Below are 17,684 nucleotides of genomic sequence, written 5' to 3' on the forward strand. Positions count from 1 at the left end.
CGGCTGACTACCCAGCGGTGCGGTGAGTCGCATCTCCATGAGCGTGACCTCAGATGACGTCGAACAAGGACATCTTTGTCATGCGGGCATAAGTCTCATACGTACCCTTCATCGCCACCATGTAGTTGCTGAGTTGGTCGTACGCTTCGGCCTGGTCAAGCTCGCCCACCAGACTGGCCGCCTGGCCGTTGGCGATGAGCTGCGCCGCATGGTTGTCGCTCATCAGGGTCAGCGTGTTCTGTGCGCCACCCAGGTGAGATATCTTGGCGCTCAGCGCGTTGATGCCACTGTTCTTGAGCGCGTCGATGCCTGCGGTCAGGATGTCTCGCACGGCCGGGTTATTCGGGTCCACTGCCGGGTCTTCCATGGCCTCCACGGCCACTTCCAGCTTGTTGAGCACATCGGCCAGGTGGTCCACCGTCACGTTGGCGGTTTGCGTCACGCCGTGGCCGATCACCACTTCCTGCAACTCGTTGTTGCCGGCAAAACTGTAGCGGCTGCCGGCGGGGGCTGCGGAGTCGTACGCGATGGGCGCGGTGTCCGTTTGCGTGCCCGAGAACAGGTAGTTTCCGTCGCCGTCCTTGGCGTTGGCAGCTTGCTTCAGGTTGTCGAGCAAGGTGCGCAGCGGGCCGGCCATGGCGTTCAGGTCGGCGGCGCTGTGGCTGCCGTCGGCAGCGGCGAGCAGCATGTCGTGTGCAGACATCACGGTGTCGAGCATGCCGTCCAGATGCGCTTCATTCTTCTGCAGGCGCACCGACAGTGTGTCGATGTTCTTCTGAAAGCGCGTGAGCACCGAGGTGTCACGTTCGAGCATCAGAAGGCGCACAGCGGCAATCGGGTCGTCCGAGGCACGCTGCACACGCTGGCCCGTGGCCATCTTGGTCATGAGGTCCGTGGTCTTGCTGGTGGATGCTCGCAGCGTGGAGAGCATCGTCATGCTGAGCTGCTGGTTGGTTACGCGCATGGTGGTGTCCTTAGAAGCTCTTGATGGTGGCGTCGAACAGTTCGTTCGCCACCGAGATGACTTTCATGTTGGCCTGGTAGATCTGCAGGTACTCGTTGAGGTTCATCGCCTCTTCGTCCTTATTGATGCCTGCAGATGACAGCCATGCCTCTTCCGCCTGCTTGCGCATCTCGCCGGCCATGGTGAGCGCCGATTGGTTCTGCTGGCTTTGCGAGCCCAGCTTGCCGACGAGCAGCGTGTACGCATCACCCAGCGACGTTTCACCAAAGCCCGGCAGATCGATGCGCTGGTTGCGCAGTTCGATCAGCTTGAGCAGGTTGTCGCTGTTGCCAGGCGTCTTCGGGTCACCAGAGAAGCCCAGTTCTTCGGGCTTCATATCGTTGAGTGTCAGGCGGCCCGTGGCGGGGTCGAACGTGAACAGCGGCTTGCCCGCCGAGCCGTCCATGCCGTAGCCGGCCTGGAGCTGCTTGTTGAAGCTATCGGCAATCTCGCCTGCCAATGAACGGATGGCTTCCATTTGCGGCAGCAGGGTGTCTTGCGCAAACGTGTAGAGACCACCCAGCGTGCCGCCCACCTTGGCGCCGTCAATGGGGTACGTCGTGCCGCCAAATTCGATGTTCAGCGCGAACTCGCCATTGGCCTTCGTTTCCACATTGACCTTGCCGACCTGGCTGCCGGCCACCAGCGGCGTGCCGCTGGCGAGGTTCACGTCGATGGTGCCGTCCGGCTGGCGCACGGTGCGGATTTCCGCCAATGCGGCCAGTTGGTCGATGGCGATGTCGCGCTGGTCGATCAACTCCGACGGGGCGCCGCCATTGGCCTCGGCGTCTGCGATGCGGCGGTTCAGGTCGGCAATGGATTCCGATAGGCCGTTGATCTGGTCGGCCGTGGCCGAGCTCTGCTGGCGCAGCGTATCGAGCTGGCCGCGCATCATCTGCTGCAGGTTGTTGAAGCTGCTGGCCAGGCCACCGGCGGCCATCAGCACTTGCTGGCGCAGCGCGGGGTTGGTCACGTCGGCACTGGCTTCATCCAGCGCGCCAAAGAACTTGTCCATCCCGGCCTTGACGCTGCCGTCTTCCAGACCCATGACCTCTTCCAGTTGGCGGAAATACGACTCCTTCACGCTGTGCTGCCCCACCGGGCCTTGCGACAGCCACTTCTGCTGGATCTTGTAGTTGTCGGTAAAGCGGATGAGCGAGCCCACCTCAACGCCGCCGCCCACGCGCGCGGCCAGCAGCACGCCCTGACGGGTATAGCCGGGCGTCGCAAGGTTTGCGATGTTGCGCGACGTCATGTTGAGGTTCGCTTGTGCGGCAAGCAAACCAGACAGGCCGATTCGGGAGATGCTCATGATGGGGGTTCCTGTAATCAGTTCAATACGGTGGCGCGACGATCAGTCTTGTTTCTGTGCAGCGGCTGCAGTTTCAGGCGGCAACATCTGCGACACCAGCGTGTCGGCAATGCCGAAGGCGCGCTGATGCGCAATCGCATCGGCCACCGCGCGGTTGGCGTAGTCCAGCATCGCGTCGCTCGTTCGGTCCGTGCCGCTGTCGTCGCTCTTGAGCTGGTCGGTCGCCTTCTTCATCTCGTTCAGCATCTGCGCAATGAACAGGCCCTCAAACTGCACGGCGGCCTCTTCCACGCGCTTGCGGTAAGCCGGGTCTGCGGGCTTGACCGCCTCGCCGGCGGACGTGCCGCCCGGCGTTTGCATCGGTTGCATCGGTTGCATCGGTTCCAGTGTCATGGTCGCGCTCCTTAGCCTTAGATCACCACCAGCTCACCCGTGAGGGCACCGGCTTCAGACAGCGCCTGCAGGATGGCCATCAGGTCGTCCGGCGTGGCGCCCGTACGGTTGATCGTGTCGACAATGGCTTGCAGGCTCGCACCCGACTTCCACTGGAAGGCGTTGCCACCGGCCTGTTCGACGCCGATCTCGCTGATGGGTGCAGCAACGGTAGTGCCGTTTGCAAACTCGTTCGGCTGGCTGACCATCGTGCCTTCGGCAATCGTGACCTTCAGCGCGCCGTGCGAAACGACCGCCGGTTTCACCGTCACACCTTGACTGATAACGACCGTGCCGGTGCGCGAGTTAAAGACGATGCGCGGTGCCTCGCTGCCCTGCTTGACCTGCAGCCCCTTCAGGCGGGCGACAAACGCCACACGCTGGCTCGGCACCTCGGGGGCGATCACGTCCACCGACGTTGCGTCTGCCGTGCTGGCAACGTCGCCGCCAAGCTTGGCATTGATGGCATCGACGATCTGCGATGCGGTAGTGAAATCCGGGCGCTTGAGATTCAGGCGCACCGTGGGCGTGCTGGCAAAGTCGGTGGCAATCTCCTGCTCGATGGTCGCGCCCTTCGGGATACGGCCCGTGGTGGGCGTGTTGATGGTGACGCTCGATCCGCTGCGGCCCGTGGCATTGAGCCCCGGGATCACGAGGTTGCCCTGTGCCAGCGCATAGGTTTCGCCATCGGCCGCGCGCAGCGGCGTCATCAGCAGCGTGCCGCCGCGCAGGCTCTTGGCATCGCCCAGCGACGAGACGGTCACGTCCACCTTCTGACCACGGCGGTAGCCGGGCGGAAACGTGGCGCTGACCATCACGGCGGCGGCATTGCGCGAGCGCAGGTTGACGTTCTCGGGCAGCCGCGTGCCGAACTGCTTGAGCATGTTCGCCAGCGATTGCGTGGTGTACTTGGCTTGCGTGCCATCACCCGAACCGGCCAGGCCAACGACGATGCCGTAGCCGACCAGCGCGTTCTCGCGCACACCTTCCACGTCGACCAGGCTGCCGACCGTTTGTGCACGGGCACCGGGCACGGCACCGAACAGCGCCGCGACCACGACCACCGCGCACGTGGCGGCAAAGGTTGCGAATCGCTTCAGTTTCATCGTGTCATCCTTGGTTCAGCTTGGTTCAGTTCGGAGCCCGGGATCAAAACGGCATCCAGGGGCTGTTGAAGAATCGGGTCAGCCAACCGGCCTGGTTGGCATCGGCCAGTGCGCCGCGGCCCGCGTAGGTAATGCGCGCGTTGGCCACACGCTGTGACGACACGCGGTTGTTCGAATCGATATCGGCGGCGCGCACATAACCCGCCAGGCGGACGTTCTCTTCGCCCTGGTTCAGGACGAGGCGCTTTTCACCGCGCACCTGCAGCAGGCCGTTGGGCATCACGCGCTGCACCACCACCGTGACGGAACCGCGCAGCGTGTTCTGTTGCGAGCTGGAGCCCGAGCCGTTGAAGCCGCTCTTGGCGCCAAGCTCGGCCTCGACCGGCAGCGTCTTGCCGAAGAACGAGGGCTTCTTGGCGCTCAGGCTGCTGTCCTTGCCCAGTTGCGTGCCGCTCTTCTTGCTGGCCTGCGTGGATTCATCCAGCTCGACGGTCAGCACGTCGCCCGCGCGGAATGCGCGCACGTCTGACGTGAGTGACCAAGCCTGATCCGGCACCATGACGCCGCCCGCCGTGCCGCGACGGACTTCAAACGCGGTCTCGGGCATGGTGTTGTCGTCGAAGTCCTGCAGCGGACGATCGAGCGGCCCGGTTGCGCAACCGGCCAGCAAGGCCAGCGCACCGCATGCGGCAAGAAAGCGGGTGGCCCTCATCAGCGTGCCGCCTGCGAGAGGTACTGCATCATGTTGTCGGCGGCCGACAGCACCTTGGTGTTCATCTCATAGGTGCGTTGCGCGGCAATCATCTCGACCATTTCTTCCACGGCCAGCACGTTGGAGCCTTCCAGCGCGCCTTGCTTGATGGTGCCCAGGCCGTTCTGGCCGGGTTCGCCTTCCGTGGGCGCACCGCTGGCGGTGGTTTCGCCATACAAGTTGTCGCCCAGCGCCAGCAGACCGGCCGGATTGACGAAGTGCGCGAGCTGGAGCTGACCGACTTCGGTGGGCATCGTGTTCGAGCCCGTGGTCACGGACACCACACCGTTCTCACCGATCGTGATGCTGGTGGCGTCTTGCGGAATATCGATGCCCGGTGCAACGGCCAAGCCCTGCGCATTGGTCAGGCGGCCTTGCTCGTTCAGGCGCAGCTGGCCGGCGCGGGTGTAGCCCATTTCGCCGTTGGCCATTTCCACTTGCAGGAAGCCGTTGCCGTCGATGGCGAGATCCAGCGCTTGCCCCGTGTTCTGCATCGCGCCGGTGGTGAACACCTTTTGCGTGCCGGCAATGCGCGTACCGTTGCCGAGCTGCACGCCCGGGCCGGTGGCGTTGTCCGACACCTGCGCGCCCGGCTGGCGTTCAGCGCGGTAGAACAGGTCTTCAAACACCGCACGGTCGCGCTTGAACCCGACCGTGTTGACGTTGGCGAGGTTGTTGGCGATCGCCTGCAGTTTCGCGTCCTGGGCCTGGATGCCAGTCTTGCTGATCCACATCGCGTGATTCATGGTTGCCTCTTGTTCGTTACGTTTGCGCCCAGCCGCTTAGCCGCGGATGAGCCGGTTACCGGCGTCGGCCATTTCATCGGCCACCTTGTAGAGCTTCATCTGCATCTCGAACGACCGCGTGAGCGACATCGTGTGCATCATTTCTTCCACGGCCGAAACGTTGCTGCTCTCCAGGTGCCCACCCTTGACGGTGACGTTGCCATCGGCCGCGTATTCCGCGCCGCTGCGCGAGACGATCAGGCCCTGCTCGTTCTTCATCAGGTCCGCCGGCTCGGGGTTCACCAGCAGCAGACGACCCACGTCTTGAATGCCTTTGTCGCCAGCCAGCACGACGGAGATCGTGCCGTCCGCGCCAATCGTCAACGCGTCATGCTCGGGCAGCACGATGGGGCCGCCATCGCCCAGCACTGTGTGGCCGCCCAACGTGAGGTTGCCCTCGCCATCCATCACCATGGAACCGGCGCGCGTGTAGGCCACGCCGCTGTTGGTTTCAATGGCCAGGTAGCCCCGGCCATCGATCGCGACATCCAGCAGGCGGCCGGTTTCGCTGGTCTTGCCCGGCGTGTGGTCGACGTGCGTGGAAGCGAGCGCCGCATGATGGCGCGAGTCATAGCCATAGCCGCTGGCGGCCTGGCTGGTGACGCTCGCCATGTCGGCGCGAAAACCCGTGGTCTGTGCGTTGGCGAGGTTGTTGGCTCGCACATTGAGCGCGCGCAGCGAGTGGTCTGCGCCCGTCATGGCGGTGTAGATGAAGGCGTCCATGGCGTTACAGCGCCTGCATCAACGAGCGCATCATTTCGTTTTCGGTGGACAGCACCTTCGAGTTGGCCTGGTAGTTCTGCTGTGCGCCCATCAGGTTCACCAGCTCGGAGGTCATGTCGACGTTCGACTGCTCGACCGTGCCCACCGACAGCTTGCCGGCCATGCCCGTACCTGCCTTGCCCAGCAGCGGCTCACCCGTGGCGGCGCTCGCTGCCCAAGCCGAGCCATCCACCGGCATCAGACCGTTTTCGTTCTGGAACGTGGCGATGGCCAGTTGGCCTGCCCACAGCTTCTTGCCGTTGCTGTACTGCACCTCGATCGAGCCATCTTCGCCCAGCGAGACGCCCGTCACGGTGCCGGACTTGAAGCCGTCCGTGCGGTTCTTGGCCGTGCTCTGGTCGCCGCCGAACATGGTCGTGCCGGTGTAGCTGATGGCGATCGACATCGGCTCTGCACCATCCGGTTTGCCGAGGTCCAAATTCACGTTGCCGATCGGCATCACCATCTTGCCTTTCTCGTCAAAGCTCAGGAACGTGGGCAGGCCGACGTCTTCACCGTCCATGGCGTAATAGACCTGCATCTCATTGCCCTCGCCCTTGACGAAGTACTGCGTCACGGTGTGCTCGCGTCCCATGGAGTCGATCACGGTGGTGGCCGACATGCCGTTGTACGACTGCGGATCGTCCTTGTCGAACGGCGTGACGCTCGGCTCCTCCCAATCGGCGGACATGTTGCCGACGTACTCCAGCGAGGTACTGGCCTCTGCGGGAATCGCGCCGGTGGGCACCTTCAGGCTGCCCAGCGCCCCATCCGTGCCATAGCCTTGCACCATGCGGCCCATGAAATCCACCACGTTGCCATTGGCATCCGTGCCGAACACGCCGGCGCGCGAATACACCATCGAGCCATCGGTATCACGCGAGACGAAGAAGCCCTTGCCCGAGATGGCGGCGTCCATGCCGCGGCCGGTGGCCAGGAAGTTGCCGCTGATGTCCATCGACTGCGAAGTCGAGCCGATCGACACGCCCGAAGGCATGGCGTTGATGTAGTTCGACGCGAAGTTCGCGCGGCCGGACTTGAAGCCCAGCGTGCCGCTGTTGGCGATGTTGTTGCTGATCTGGTTGAGCTGGCCGTTGATGGCGTTGATGCCGGCAAGTGCGATGTTGAAACTCATGACTGGTACCTCTTCGGAATGGGAAGGATCTCGGGGGGAGTCAGTTCGGGAGGCGTGGTGCCGTTGCCGCCACCGTTCGCGCGGCCCAGAAAACGGGTGATGTCGCCGGTGTCCGCTTCACCAATGCCGGCGATCGACAGGATCACGCGGCCATCGGCGCCCAGGCGCACGCTTTGCAGCTCGCCGATCAACTCGACGTTCGGCTTCTCGCCGGTGTCGGTGGCCACACGCACCTTGTAGTTGCCCGGGGGCAGACCGTGGGCTTCGGGGTCGATCTCGAAATCGACATCGCCCGCTTGCTTCGCGCCCAGCGAGATCTTGTGTTCAGTGCCATCCGGGCCGGTCAGGATGACTTCAACATCCGAGGCCGACGATTCCAGATTGAAACCGCCCTTGACGACGTCGCCGTCCAGCTCAACCGAATCCGCGCGCACACGCACCAAGGAGCCCACTTGCGAGCCCAGCGTGACCACCAGCATGCTTTCCTGCATGGCGGCGGTGGCGGCGCTCAGGTTGGCCAGCGTGTGCAGCGCTTCCACCTGGCTCATCTGCGAGAACTGCGTCACGAACTGGCTGGCCTCCATGGGCGCCAGCGGATCCTGGTTCTGGATCTGCGCGATCAGCAGCTTGGTGAACATGTCCGAGATGCTGCCGCCATCGTTGTTGTTGGCACCCGGCGGGGTGATCTGGTCACCGATACCCGAACCGTTGTTGTTGACGTTGTTGTTGATGTTCATCGGGTTCAGCCCTCGCCCATGCGCAGCAGGTCTTGCTGCATGCCCTTGATGCGCGTGAGCACCTCGGCGTTGGTGGAGAAGGCGCGCGACGCGGCCATCATGTCGGTCATTTCTTCGACGGCGCTCACGTTGGAGTAGAAGACCATGCCGTCTTCATCGGCCAGCGGGTGGCCCGGCTCGTGGCGCGAGGTGAGTGCGTCGTCCGTGGAGATCACGTCCAGCACCTGTACGCGCGCACCGCCGTTTTGAAACACCGAGGCAAATACCGGCTTGCGTGCGCGGTAGGCCGTGTCTTCCGTGCCGGAGGTGCCGGCGTTGGCGAGGTTGCTGGCGATGGTGTTCAGGCGCACGGTCTGTGCAGACATGGCCGAACCGGCGATTTGAGAGATGTCCTTGAAGCTCATCAAACGTTCCCTGTGATGGCGGCCTTCAGGCCCTTGATCTTCATGTTCACGAAGGTGAGGCTGGCCTGGAAGTCAGCCGCGTTCTGCGAGAACGCGGCTTGCTCGGCGCCCAGCTCGACCGTGTTGCCGTCTTGCGACGGGCGGCTCGGCACGCGGTACTTGGCCTCGTCGCTGCTGAACTGCAGGGCGGCTTCGAACGCGTTGTTAGAGAGCGCCTGGTCCAGGCTGGCTCGAAAATCGAGATCGCGCGCCTGGTAACCCGGCGTCGATTCGTTCGCCAGGTTCGACGCAAGGAGCTTGGTGCGTTCGGCGCGCACTTTCAGTGCCGCCGGATGCACGCCGAGCGCTTGTTCGAGATTCAGTCCCATCGTGCTGTTTGCCTCCGCAAAGGGCCGCTCGGCGGGTGCCGGGCAGCGATTGATTCATTGACAGTGCGGAGGTTACGGGCCGGCGAACAATGCGGCGAAGATGTTGTACAGACCTTGAATGGACACCTATGGGGCACATAGGCGGGCGCTATCGGGCCCCGAGGCGTGGATGCCAACCCTATAATCGGGCGACCTTTCATTCACACCCAAGCGCGCCATGTCTGCATCCGGTTTCCCGAAACGGCTTGTGAAGCCCCTGGTATCAGCGGCGATGGCCGGTGGCCTGTTGATGACGCCGTTGATGGCGATGGCGCAGCCCTCTGCCGTTAGCAGCGATCCGGCCGCCGCGCAGGTCGAGGAAGCCGCTCAGGCCTGGCTGACACGCTACGTTGCCGATCACGCGTTGAATGATGCGCAGGCATCGGCGACGGCGACGCCCCTGCGCAGGCCTGCTCCCGCCTGCGGCGAGCCCTACGACATTGCCATCACCGATACAAAGGTGCTGACGCGCATGCGGTTTTCCGTGCGCTGCCCGGGGGAATCGCGTGCAACGGTTTACGTGGTCCGTGCACGCATCGAGTTGCCGGTGCTCGTGGCAGCAACGGCGCTAACACCCAACCAATCGCTGAGCGAAACGGATTTCACGCATGACGTGCGTGACTTTGCGCAAACGCCCGATGCGCTGACGGATGCGGCCGCTGCCATCGGACGCACGCCACGGCGCGCGATAAAGGCCGGCCAGGTCATTCAGGCGCGCTTGCTCAAGGGTGTGGAAGCGATTCGCCGAGGCCAGGCCGTGCAGATCGTGGCGAACACAGGGCCGGTGGAAGTGACAGTGCCGGGCACCGCCATGCAGAACGGCGCAATCGACGACGTGATCCGCGTGAAAAACGCGAGCACCGGCAAGATCATCACCGCACGGGTGACGAGTGCCGGCACGGTCGAACCCGTTGGCGCAAAGAAATAGCGCACGGCAACACAGACAGCGTCACCGCACCATCCCCTTCACCTGCCCCGCCATCTGTACGAGCTTGCTCTCGTATGCGGGATCGGTTGCGTAACCACCGCGCTTGAGCGCGCGGGCAAAGGCGCGGGCATCGTCGCCCACGTTGTGCACGCCGACGTAGCGCGGTGAATCGCGCAGCAGCGTGCCGTAATCGCGAAACGCACTGGCATAGCTCGGATACGCGCGAAAGCGTTCGACCATCTTCACGGCTTCGCCATCGACGTATTCGGTGGTAGCGGATGCCGATGACGCGCCCTTCCAGTTGGCCGTGGCCTTGATGCCAAACACGTTGTGCGTGGTCTCGCCACGTGCGTTCGTCAACGGCTTTCGGCCCCAGCCCGATTCCAGTGCAGCGTGGGCGGCAATCAGCTCCGGCGCTGCGCCGATCATTGCGCCGGCACGGCGTGCGTGCGGCATGATCTCCGCCAGAAATGCTTGGCGGTCCGGATCAACCGAACCGAACACCGTCACCCCCGCACCGCTCGATACGCGCTGGCCTGCTTTCGCGGCCTCCGCCGCTTCCGCACGGGCCTGCATGGCGTTGACCCATTGCGTGGCCTGCGAAGAGAGTTGCGGCTCAAACGTACGCTCAAAGCCATTGCGGACCGTGCCGGAAATATCTCGGCTGAGCGACTTGTACAACGACCCGAAGCCCGCTGCCGGCGCGCTTGCGGGCGCAGCGGGAGCAGGCGGGCGGGCAACCATGCCCGGCGTTGCAGCACTGAAGGTGACGTTAGGCCGGAGCATAGATATGGCGCTCTCCGTGCATCAGGCGCTGCATGGCTTCGTATTGCGCGGCGAGCAAGCCACCGTTGCGCGCTGTGAGGGCCTGGCAGCGGACTGCCTGCGTCTTCAGTTCCGTACAGCGTTCGACGAACGACGCGCGTTGGGCAGCATGCTTGTCCCCGTCCAGCAAACGCTTGCCGAAGGCCAGTACCGCACCGGGTGTGCGACCGATCCGTTCCACGCGGTAGCGGCGGCGCAGGTCAATGGCGTCGGTTTCCACCGCAATCGCCTTGGCCAGCGCACCCAGCGCGGCGGTATCGAGCCGCAACGCTGCGGCAAACTGGTCTTCCAGCAACTGTGCGAGCTTGCGGTAGCTGACGCTGTCCGTCACCACATCCGCCAACAGTTGGCGCGGGTTACCGGGGTAGCTGCCCTTGACGGTCATTCATGGCCTCCGTGATAGCGCTGGATCATGCCAGCGAGTTTGGCGGCATCGAAGCGGATGTCGCCTGCTGCCAGCGCGGCGCGGATTTCCGCCACACGCGCCGTGTCGATTTCCTGCGAGTCGCCCATCGCGGCACGTGCGGCATCCAGTGCTTGGCGGTCGCGGGTCTTCTCGCCCACCGAGCTGATCGGTGTAATGGCCGCCTTGTGTTGCGCACCTTCGCCGCGCTGTGCGCTTTCCGTCTCGTTGATGGCGGCGTGTCCGCCCACGTTTGCGATTCGCATGATGTTCCACCCTACGGCCTGGTCGGCCCTTGAAGATCGTTAATCAGTCACTCAACCCATCAAGACGACCGGGCGGTTGCGGGTGTTAAATCTTTTTTACTGTCCTCGGGCAAGACGACGCCAACCTGTTGGCCAACCCGCCCTGCGTCGGGCTCACCGGCCGATGCAGCGTTGACCCCGTTGACGAGGGGCACCACGCGCTCGGGGCGTCCAAACATGGTCTGGATCGTGCGGGCGCGCTCAGGCGTCAGCACCAGGAATTCAATGCGGCGGTTGATGGCTGCACGCGGGTCGTCCGCCAGCGGTGCACGGTCCGCCATGCCCACCACTTGCAGGACCTGGCCGGAGCGCATGCCGCCTTCAAGCAGCCAGCGCCGGGCCGACATGGCGCGATCCCCCGACAGGTGCCAGTTCGAACGCGAGCCAAAGCCCAGGCTTCGATAGGGCACCGAGTCGGTATGGCCGATCACCAGCATCGGGTTGCCCACCGCGCCCATCAGCGCGCCGAGCTTGGTCAGCATGGGACGGAACGGCTCGGAAGGCGTCCCCCCGCCGCTGACGAACACGCCACGCTCATCGGTGTCATGCAGCATGACGCGCAAGCCCATTGGCGTGACGATGGTTTGGAGGTTGTCGAGCAGCCCAGCTTCTTCGCCCAGCGTACGCACACGCTCGGCCAGCGCATGCAGCGCGTCCTGCGTATCGGCCATGGGTTGCGTGCGCTTCGCATCGTCGCCCTCCTTGCCGGCTGTGCGCGGCGTCAGGCCGTCGGGCATCACGGCAGTGTCCAGGATGACGGGCGCGCCGTTGAGGACACTGGAGCCGCCGTCGTAGACCACGCTGTCCGCCATCTCGCCGAGTTTGAGACGGGCCTCTTCTTCGTCGCGTGCGCCAATTACCCACAACAGCAGGAACAGGCACATCAGGGCGAGACAGAAATCGGCGAAGGCGACTTTCCAGCTGCCACCATGGTCGTCGTCATGGGCGCGCCGCACGGCACGCTTGACGATCATGTCGACGTGTTCCCCGCGACGCCCGCCCCGCTTGGGAGGCACGGCGGGTACAACCGGTGCTGCCGCTTCCGTCACGACCGGTGCAGTGATGGTGTCGGCGCTCATGCGCGCGCTCCATCCAGCCGGCCGATCCAGGTCTCCAGCTCCGCAAAGCTGGGCTTGTTGGTCAACTGCATCAGGCGGCGTCCGGTATCAATGGCCAGCAGGGGCGGTTTGCCTGCCGCAAAGGCGATCAGCACCACCTTGACGCATTCCAGATCCGACATCTCGGCCTTCACCACCTGCTTGATCAGGTTGGCCAGCGGGTCGAGCACGCCGTAACAGAAGAAGATGCCGATAAAGGTACCGATCATGGCGGCCGCCACCTTCTCGGCCAGCTCGACCGCACCGGCGCCGTCACTCAGGCTGTTCATGGCCATCACCACGCCCAGCACGGCGGCCACGATGCCGAAGCCCGGCATGGCTTCCGAAATCTTCTTGAGCGAGCGCGAAGGCTGCTCCAGGTCTTCATGGATGGCGACCAGCTCCTGCTCAAGCACGCTTTCCAGCTCGTGCGCGCTGATCTTGCCCATGGCCATCAGGCGGAAGTTGTCGACGATGAAGGCAAGCAGCTCAGGATCGGCCAGCACCATCGGATAGCGCTGGAACAACGGGCTTTCGTGCGGGGCCTCGACGTGGCTGTCGAGCGCCTTGAGGTCACGGCCGATGTTCAGCAGTTCGTACATCACCAGCAGTTGCTGGCGCTGGAACTCCTTGTTGACGGTGCGCTTGCGGAACGTCATGACCTTGCGCAGCTGCTTGCCCATTTCGATCAACACATGGCGCGGGTTGCCGAGCACCAGTGCGCCCACGGCGGCCCCCAAGATGATCAGCAACTCGACCGGCTGCCAGAGCTTGCTGAAATCGCCGCCCATGAACATGAACCCGCCGAATACGCACGAGAGCACAATGAAAATGCCGAATATCTGTTGCATGATTCCTTCCCGTCTAGGTGCCGCGCGGTCTGGCCGGCGGGCGAATTTTCACTGTCAGTGCGTGGCGAGATACTTGCGCATCTTCGCCAGCGCACTCTTGTTGATCTGGCAGACCCGGGCCCGTGTCAGGCCAAGCACCGCGCCGATTTCGGCTTGGTTCAGGTCGAATTCATACGACATCTGGATCACCTGCTGCTCGCGTGCATCCAGAGCGCCAAGCGCCTTCTCCAGCGAGCGGCGCACTAGGATCTGGCGCTCGATCCCATCGTCGCTGCCATACGCATCGCCGCTGTCTTCCAGCAGCGCGTCAAAGCTGACGAACTCCTGCGCACAATCGTCGAGTTGCAGTTGCTCGTACTCGTCGCTGTCGATCTCCAGCGCGTCGCACAGTTCTTCCTTGGTCGGCTCGCGGCCCAGCTCGCGGCGCAGCGTGCGCTCCGTGCTGCGCAGGCGATGTGCACCCTGGCGTGCAGAACGGGGGCGCCAGTCCTGGCGGCGCAGTTCATCCAGGATGGCGCCGCGCACACGCACCAGCGCAAAGTGTTCGAATTCGGCATCGGGCTCGCCGTAGCGGCGCAGCGCTTCCAGCAACCCCATCAGGCCAAGTTGCTCCAGGTCGGAGGCATCCATCGCACCGCCCGCTTGCGAACCGAGCTTGCGCACGGTGCGCTTGACCAGCGGCGCGTACTGGGCCATCCAGCGCGCTTCGTCAGCAGCAGACAGGGTCTGGCCGGCGCGCTGCACGCTGTCGTATTCGGTGTAAGTCGTTGCGCTCATGGCGTTCAGTCCATCATGACCTTCGTCACCAGCACCTTGTCAAAGGGCGTGCGGTCGGCACCGCCGTAGCCGTGCTCGTATTCCTTGTTGAGCATGGCGGCAAGCTCGATCGGCCCCATGCGCTGTATCTCCGCCGCCGTACGCTCGGACAGGACGCTGTATGCCGTGGCGCGCAGCACCGGCAGGTGTTCTTTCACCTGCTTTTCGCGCTTGGCGTCGGTGGCGGAGAAAACGAGGTCCATCACCACGTAGCGCGGCCGGGCGCTGCCCTCGGTGCTGCGCAACATGACGATCAGCTTGTCGAGGGACACATAGCGTGCCTGCGCGTCGATGGGCAGACGGGCCGGCTTGGCGGCAACCGCGCCCGCCGGATTCCCGCCGCGGGTCACCATAAATGCCGTCACACCGGCTGCGCCCACAGCAATTGCCGCCGCCATGGCGATCATCATCAGATTCTTTTTCATACGGTTTCCTTCTGCGTGCGCGCCGCATCTCGCGACACAAATTCGAATGCGCCGTCACCACCTGCGGCTGCCAGTCCACGGCCAGGGCCCTGCTCCGCGTCGTCGCGGGCATGGCGCTCACCCCCACCCGAGGTATCGGCATCTGCGTGGCCTTGCCGGCTGGCGGAAACCTGCACGGTGACGTCGCCACCGTTGCGTGCGCTGAGGTCCTGGCGCAGGCTCTCGCCAATGGCTTGCAACTGGCGAACGACATCGGCGTTGGTTGCGGACAGGTGAACGGCAATGCCGTTGGCGTCCTGCCGCAGCTCGATGCGCACCGAGCCATTCAGATGCGGGTCGAGCCGGATCACGGCCTGTCGCATGCCTTGCGCGGTCTGCACGCTCAGGCGGTCGCCCAACGCGTCGATCAACTTCTGCTGCGGCTCAGTGGGCGCGCGCGGCGCGGACGCCGCAGGCGCTCCAGGCAAATCGTTCTGGCCACCGCTCAAACGCGCCAGGCCTTCTGGCGCAATAGCGGGCATGCCTGCCGGCAATGCTGTGTCTTGAGAGACACGCGGGTTCAGCAACTGCGCCGTTCCGGCGGCCATGCCTTCCTGTGCCTGCGGGGCGGCCGGGGCCACCAGCCGCTGGGGGACGACGCGCTCCGCCTGTACGGCATCCACCGCACCAGGTGTGCTGGCCTGCAAGGCGGCGAGGTCAATCGCGCCCCCTGTCTGCACGGCTGCCAGCCCCGCGCCGCGGAGTTGCGCGGGCACTTGGGCCGGCAAAGCCGAGGCCTGCGGGGTGGTTGCGTCGTCATGGAAAGCGGGCTGCGCTTGATGCGCGTCCAGCACTTGCATCAACCAGGGCGCCGTCATCGCGCCGTCCTGCAAAGCCGGCATGAGGTCGAGCGGCATCTCCGCTTCGATTGCCTGTGCCAACGCTTGCGCTACCCATGTATCCATCTGCGCGAACGGATCTGCATCCACGTCAGAACCCGCGACTTGCGTGGCGAAATCGCCTGTCAGCAAGTCTTCAAACTCCGCAAGCGAAACGTTCTGCGGCGCGCTGGCATCACCCGCCAATGCTGGTAGCCCAGGAAAGCCGGCAGGTGCAATGGCTGGTGCGAGATCGCCCATGGCCAGCATGCCCATCCTCATCGGAGGCCACCTTGCGCGGCATAGGCGTCCCAGCCAGCGCGGCGCACGCGCAGGCCACTCATGGCGTCCACCAGCCGCTCGGACTCCGACGCCAGCAGCGCAATGGCCGCACGGTGCGCAATGCGCAGCAACGTCAGGGATTCCCGCTCGGCCACGCTCAGCACCTGTTTCGTCGCCATACCGCTGACGACGTCGTGCACCTCGTGGTTCAAGCGTTCGAGCGCATCAAAATCGCGCTTGAGAATGGCTTGTCGTAAGCGCGACGCGAGTCGCAGGAGATAGTCGGACTGGTCCATGGTTGTGTCATCCAAATCGTTGGTCGACGCCTTCCCAAGCGGCCCGCAGCGTGCGGATCAGCTCCGAGACTTCGTCGATGATGGCCGGGTCCAGCGTGAGCCCAGCCTCGTTCAGGCGCCACGTGCAGTACTCGTAGAGCCGCGCCATGTTCACGACCACGTCGCCGCCCGCATCAAAGTCGAGCGCGCTGGTCAGGCCGTGCAGCATGCCGATGCACTTGTTGAGGCTGTGGCCCTTCTCTTCGTAACGCTTGGCCTCGATGTGGGCGCGAGCGCGCGCCATTTCGTCGAGCAGGCCATCCATCAACACGACCACCAGACGCACCGGCGACGCGCTTGCCGTCTGGCCTTCGAGATTCGCTGTCTGGTAGTCGCCGTAGCCGTGTTGCGTGGTCATTTTTTCGGTCCCCCAAAGTCGGGAATGTTGTCGATCAGGTTCATCGTGAATTCCATCTGGTATTGCAGCTGCTCAACGCGTGTGAACTGCGCCAGATACCTGTCATACATCCGAGTGTATTGAGCATCGAGCGAAAGCTCTTTCTTGTTCAACGATTTCTCAACGGACTCCGTGTTGTCCTGGCGGCGCTTGATATGGCCGTCTACAGACGAGGTCCACGTCTTCAAGTAGTCGTCCATGCGCTTGGCAATGCCCTTGTCGGCATTCGTGAACAGCGCGTCGAGTCCATTGGGGTTCTTGGCCAGCCCGGCTTCGAGCTTGGCGGTGTCGAGCGATAGCTTGCCGCTGCGGTCTGCGCTGATGCCATAGTCCAGCAGGCTTGCATTGCCCACCGCGCCACGCAGCAGTTCGCTCATGCGCGCCTGCAGGCCACGCACGCCAGCATCGCCCACGAATGGGCCGGCGTTGGCGGGGTCGTCCGGGTTGACCTTGGTCAGCTCGGCCAGCACGCTCATCACTTCGTTGTAGGCATCGACAAACGCCTGTACCGACTCCGTCGTGGCGCTCTTGTCGAGCGCGACATCGAGCAGCAGCGGTGCGTCGCCAGTGGCCATGGCCTGCGTGAACGTGACGGAAACGCCCTGGATGCCGGTAAACGTGTTGGAGGCCTGCGTGATCTTGATGCCACCTTCGCCGCCGAGGTGGAAGATCGCATCTTGCGCAGCAGAGAGTTCTTCAGGCTTGCCCGACAAGGCATCGGCCAACGCGGTGTTGTTCACGCCGTCGGTGTCGAGCGAAATTTTTCCGGCCTCGCCGGTCTCTCCGGAGGTCAGCACCAGGCGTTGCTCGCCGTTGATCGTGACGATCGACGCCGAGACCTTGCCTTCGTTGCCTTCCGCTTGGTTGATGGCCCGTGCCAGCTCTGCCGGCGACACGTTGCCGCTGGCATCGGTATTGGCAGAAGACAAATCCACTTCGAACGATTCGTCATCGCCAACGCCAATCTTCAACGTGCCGGCATCCTTGCCTTGAAACGACGGGATGCCCGAATACGCTACCTGGTGCGCCGAGGCGAGCTGCTGGACGAAGAACGAATAGCTGCCCGGTTGCGCACTGCTGCCCACCGTGGCGTTGCCCAATGCGGGGTTCGACAGCGTGGCCTTCTGTTTGACGATGCTGCTAGCGCCCGAGAGGCCCGCCAGCGCGGTCTGGAATGAGCTCAACGCACCTTGCAGCTTGGACAGCGCCGCTTTGGCGGTCGCATTGTTCTCCTTCAGGGCTTTCAGACGCGTCGTCGCGTTCATCATGTACAAATCGGTAAACGCCTTGGCGCTTTCCGCGGGGGATACGTTGCCGAACATGGCTGTC

General features: G+C 64.0%; 23 protein-coding genes. 1 reads left to right on the forward strand and 22 read right to left on the reverse strand.

The annotated features are described in order from the left end of the window. Nucleotides 1–49: 49 nt before the first annotated feature. From flgL to flgB, 11 genes are read right to left on the reverse strand one after another with little or no spacing between them, the layout of a single operon-like run. On the reverse strand, nucleotides 50–964 hold the full coding sequence (gene flgL, locus ACS13N_RS18060) for a flagellar hook-associated protein FlgL (protein WP_438932999.1): 915 nt from the start codon (nucleotides 962–964) through the stop codon (nucleotides 50–52). A 10-nt stretch (nucleotides 965–974) separates the two neighbouring features. Further along, complete coding sequence (flgK, locus tag ACS13N_RS18065; RefSeq protein WP_438933000.1) at nucleotides 975–2,315, reverse strand: flagellar hook-associated protein FlgK; 1,341 nt, start codon at nucleotides 2,313–2,315, stop codon at nucleotides 975–977. A 42-nt stretch (nucleotides 2,316–2,357) separates the two neighbouring features. Beyond that, nucleotides 2,358–2,708: a rod-binding protein gene (locus tag ACS13N_RS18070; protein WP_438933001.1), complete on the reverse strand. Its 351-nt coding sequence runs from the start codon at nucleotides 2,706–2,708 to the stop codon at nucleotides 2,358–2,360. Nucleotides 2,709–2,725: 17 nt separating this feature from the next. Next, nucleotides 2,726–3,853, reverse strand: coding sequence for a flagellar basal body P-ring protein FlgI (locus ACS13N_RS18075; protein WP_438933002.1), 1,128 nt, complete (start codon nucleotides 3,851–3,853; stop codon nucleotides 2,726–2,728). Between the two features lie 43 nt (nucleotides 3,854–3,896). Next, nucleotides 3,897–4,565 (reverse strand): flagellar basal body L-ring protein FlgH, encoded by a 669-nt coding sequence (flgH, locus tag ACS13N_RS18080; RefSeq protein WP_438933003.1) that lies wholly within the window; start codon nucleotides 4,563–4,565, stop codon nucleotides 3,897–3,899. Then, complete coding sequence (flgG, locus tag ACS13N_RS18085) at nucleotides 4,565–5,350, reverse strand: flagellar basal-body rod protein FlgG (protein ID WP_438933004.1); 786 nt, start codon at nucleotides 5,348–5,350, stop codon at nucleotides 4,565–4,567. Before flgG ends, flgH begins: the two co-directional genes overlap by 1 nt. A 36-nt stretch (nucleotides 5,351–5,386) precedes the next feature. Continuing rightward, nucleotides 5,387–6,112, reverse strand: a complete 726-nt coding sequence (locus ACS13N_RS18090) for a flagellar basal body rod protein FlgF (RefSeq protein WP_438933005.1) — start codon at nucleotides 6,110–6,112, stop codon at nucleotides 5,387–5,389. 4 nt (nucleotides 6,113–6,116) lie between these two features. Further along, nucleotides 6,117–7,286, reverse strand: coding sequence for a flagellar hook protein FlgE (locus tag ACS13N_RS18095; protein ID WP_438933006.1), 1,170 nt, complete (start codon nucleotides 7,284–7,286; stop codon nucleotides 6,117–6,119). Then, the gene (locus ACS13N_RS18100) at nucleotides 7,283–8,023 is read right to left on the reverse strand and encodes a flagellar hook capping FlgD N-terminal domain-containing protein (RefSeq protein WP_438933007.1); all 741 of its coding nucleotides are present in this window, start codon (nucleotides 8,021–8,023) and stop codon (nucleotides 7,283–7,285) included. Before ACS13N_RS18100 ends, ACS13N_RS18095 begins: the two co-directional genes overlap by 4 nt. Nucleotides 8,024–8,028: 5 nt before the next feature. Next, the gene (gene flgC / locus ACS13N_RS18105; RefSeq protein WP_438933008.1) at nucleotides 8,029–8,427 is read right to left on the reverse strand and encodes a flagellar basal body rod protein FlgC; all 399 of its coding nucleotides are present in this window, start codon (nucleotides 8,425–8,427) and stop codon (nucleotides 8,029–8,031) included. Next, a complete protein-coding gene (gene flgB, locus ACS13N_RS18110; RefSeq protein WP_169338878.1) occupies nucleotides 8,427–8,795 on the reverse strand; it encodes a flagellar basal body rod protein FlgB in 369 nt (122 codons plus the stop codon). The genes flgC and flgB overlap by 1 nt, the downstream gene beginning before the upstream one ends. A gap of 247 nt (nucleotides 8,796–9,042) precedes the next feature. On the opposite strand from flgB, the gene flgA reads away from it, so the two are divergent. Then, nucleotides 9,043–9,762 carry a flagellar basal body P-ring formation chaperone FlgA gene (gene flgA / locus ACS13N_RS18115; protein WP_438933009.1) on the forward strand — a complete coding sequence of 240 codons (720 nt, stop codon included), beginning with the start codon at nucleotides 9,043–9,045 and terminating at the stop codon, nucleotides 9,760–9,762. A 21-nt stretch (nucleotides 9,763–9,783) separates the two neighbouring features. Here flgA and ACS13N_RS18120 read toward each other — a convergent pair whose 3' ends face one another. From ACS13N_RS18120 to fliD, 11 genes are read right to left on the reverse strand one after another with little or no spacing between them, the layout of a single operon-like run. After that, complete coding sequence (locus ACS13N_RS18120) at nucleotides 9,784–10,548, reverse strand: glucosaminidase domain-containing protein (protein WP_438933010.1); 765 nt, start codon at nucleotides 10,546–10,548, stop codon at nucleotides 9,784–9,786. Continuing rightward, a complete protein-coding gene (locus ACS13N_RS18125; RefSeq protein ID WP_438933011.1) occupies nucleotides 10,535–10,972 on the reverse strand; it encodes a hypothetical protein in 438 nt (145 codons plus the stop codon). The genes ACS13N_RS18120 and ACS13N_RS18125 overlap by 14 nt, the downstream gene beginning before the upstream one ends. After that, nucleotides 10,969–11,256 carry a flagellar biosynthesis anti-sigma factor FlgM gene (gene flgM, locus ACS13N_RS18130; RefSeq protein ID WP_438933012.1) on the reverse strand — a complete coding sequence of 96 codons (288 nt, stop codon included), beginning with the start codon at nucleotides 11,254–11,256 and terminating at the stop codon, nucleotides 10,969–10,971. The genes ACS13N_RS18125 and flgM overlap by 4 nt, the downstream gene beginning before the upstream one ends. Nucleotides 11,257–11,315: 59 nt before the next feature. After that, entirely contained in the window at nucleotides 11,316–12,374 is a 1,059-nt protein-coding gene (locus tag ACS13N_RS18135) for a flagellar motor protein MotB (RefSeq protein ID WP_438933013.1), read from the reverse strand. Then, the gene (motA, locus tag ACS13N_RS18140) at nucleotides 12,371–13,243 is read right to left on the reverse strand and encodes a flagellar motor stator protein MotA (protein WP_438933014.1); all 873 of its coding nucleotides are present in this window, start codon (nucleotides 13,241–13,243) and stop codon (nucleotides 12,371–12,373) included. The genes ACS13N_RS18135 and motA overlap by 4 nt, the downstream gene beginning before the upstream one ends. Nucleotides 13,244–13,297: 54 nt before the next feature. After that, nucleotides 13,298–14,020 (reverse strand): FliA/WhiG family RNA polymerase sigma factor, encoded by a 723-nt coding sequence (locus ACS13N_RS18145; protein ID WP_438933015.1) that lies wholly within the window; start codon nucleotides 14,018–14,020, stop codon nucleotides 13,298–13,300. A 5-nt stretch (nucleotides 14,021–14,025) separates the two neighbouring features. Continuing rightward, nucleotides 14,026–14,484 (reverse strand): flagellar basal body-associated FliL family protein, encoded by a 459-nt coding sequence (locus ACS13N_RS18150; protein WP_438933016.1) that lies wholly within the window; start codon nucleotides 14,482–14,484, stop codon nucleotides 14,026–14,028. After that, complete coding sequence (locus ACS13N_RS18155) at nucleotides 14,481–15,623, reverse strand: flagellar hook-length control protein FliK (RefSeq protein WP_438933017.1); 1,143 nt, start codon at nucleotides 15,621–15,623, stop codon at nucleotides 14,481–14,483. Before ACS13N_RS18155 ends, ACS13N_RS18150 begins: the two co-directional genes overlap by 4 nt. Continuing rightward, on the reverse strand, nucleotides 15,620–15,919 hold the full coding sequence (locus ACS13N_RS18160) for a hypothetical protein (protein ID WP_438933018.1): 300 nt from the start codon (nucleotides 15,917–15,919) through the stop codon (nucleotides 15,620–15,622). Before ACS13N_RS18160 ends, ACS13N_RS18155 begins: the two co-directional genes overlap by 4 nt. Nucleotides 15,920–15,926: 7 nt before the next feature. Next, nucleotides 15,927–16,316, reverse strand: coding sequence for a flagellar export chaperone FliS (gene fliS / locus ACS13N_RS18165; protein ID WP_104654690.1), 390 nt, complete (start codon nucleotides 16,314–16,316; stop codon nucleotides 15,927–15,929). After that, on the reverse strand, nucleotides 16,313–17,677 hold the full coding sequence (gene fliD, locus ACS13N_RS18170) for a flagellar filament capping protein FliD (protein ID WP_438933019.1): 1,365 nt from the start codon (nucleotides 17,675–17,677) through the stop codon (nucleotides 16,313–16,315). Before fliD ends, fliS begins: the two co-directional genes overlap by 4 nt. Between the last annotated feature and the right edge of the window lie 7 nt (nucleotides 17,678–17,684).

Source organism: Ralstonia sp. 24A2 (assembly GCF_051783885.1).
Classification (GTDB): Bacteria; Pseudomonadota; Gammaproteobacteria; order Burkholderiales; family Burkholderiaceae; genus Ralstonia.